Genomic DNA, 1338 nt, shown 5'->3' with positions numbered 1-1338 from the left:
CGGTGGTTGGTTCGAAGTCGAGGAAGACGGTTTCGTTTTCGCCTTGGAGGCGGATGTCCCAGGACAGGGCGCCGTCGGGCCCACGGACCGCGAGGAGCGTGTTGCGCCGGTCCGCGGGCAGGGCCGACAACAACGCATCCCCGGCCAGGGCCGCCTCGTCCCCGGGCAGGTACACCCGGGTGAACAAACGGTTCGTCAACCCGCGGGCAAAAACCACCACGGCAATGAACGCCGCCGCACCCGCAGACACCGGCCCGGGCTCAACAGTGGTAAAACTGTACGCCCCGGTCCGGTCCGTGGCCGCCCGGCCCCACCCGGTAAACGTGTACCCGTCCCGCGCCCGGGACCCCGACTCCGCCACCACCCGGCCCTGCGCATCCGGCTGCCAGATCTCCACCATCGCATCCGGCACCGGCTCCCCGGCCCCGTCCCGGACCGTCCCGTGCAACCGCACACTGCCCGCCACCCCCGGCAGCACCAGTTCACTGTCCCTGTCAAAGGGCAACGCATAAGCAAAAAACGGGCCCACCGTCTGCCCGGGCGTGGGCACCAACTCACTCATGGTCATCTCCCTCCGGGCCAAAGGCCTCATTTTCCGTCCAGGTCCGCCTGGACCCCGTCAACACAATGTCCCACCGATACCCCAACGCCCACTCCGGGGACGTCAACCCATGGTCATACGTGGCCACCAACCGCTCCCGCGCGTCCGCATCCACCACCGACTGGTAAATCGGATCCAACGCAAACAACTGGTCCCCCGGAAAATACATCTGCGTAATGATCCGCTGCGTGAACTCACTGCCAAACAACGAAAAATGAATATGCGCCGGCCGCCACGCATTCAGATGGTTCTTCCACGGATACGCCCCCGGCTTGATCGTGGTAAACGCATACGACCCGTCCGGACCCGTCAAACACCGCCCCACCCCGGTAAAATTCGGATCAATCGGCGCCGGATGCTGGTCCCGCTTATGCACATACCGCCCCGCCGCGTTCGCCTGCCAAATCTCCACCAACTGACCCGCCACCGCACGCCCGTCACCATCCAGGACCCGCCCGGCCACCCTGATCCGCTCACCCTGCGGCTCACCACCATGGACAATCGTCAAATCCGCTTCCAGCGGATCCACATCCCGATGCCCAAACGCCGGCGAAAACAACTCAATCGTCTCCGGATCCACATGCTGCAAACCCTTCGTCGGATGCCGCAACACACTGCTGCGATACGGCGCATAATCCAACCTCGGCTGCGTCAACACCACCCCGCCACCCGCCACCGACTCCCGATACGCGCCCCCAAGCGCCCCCATCTCCAAACTCAACTCCCGCTGCGTCTCC

General features: G+C 65.0%; 2 protein-coding genes. Both read right to left on the bottom strand.

The window, feature by feature from the left end; translation table 11 throughout:
* A partial coding sequence (gene pcaG, locus G6035_RS19525; RefSeq protein ID WP_176618763.1) for a protocatechuate 3,4-dioxygenase subunit alpha occupies positions 1-562 on the bottom strand: 562 nt, incomplete at its 3' end.
* Positions 555-1338, bottom strand: a 784-nt coding sequence (pcaH, locus tag G6035_RS19520; protein ID WP_176618762.1) for a protocatechuate 3,4-dioxygenase subunit beta, incomplete at its 5' end; no start/stop codon positions are given. The genes pcaG and pcaH, both read right to left, overlap by 8 nt.

The sequence above is a fragment of the Arthrobacter sp. SDTb3-6 genome, assembly GCF_013376095.1.
Classification (GTDB): Bacteria; Actinomycetota; Actinomycetes; order Actinomycetales; family Micrococcaceae; genus Specibacter.
The sequence above is the reverse complement of the archived record's forward strand: the minus strand, read 5'-3'. Positions and strand labels throughout refer to the sequence as shown.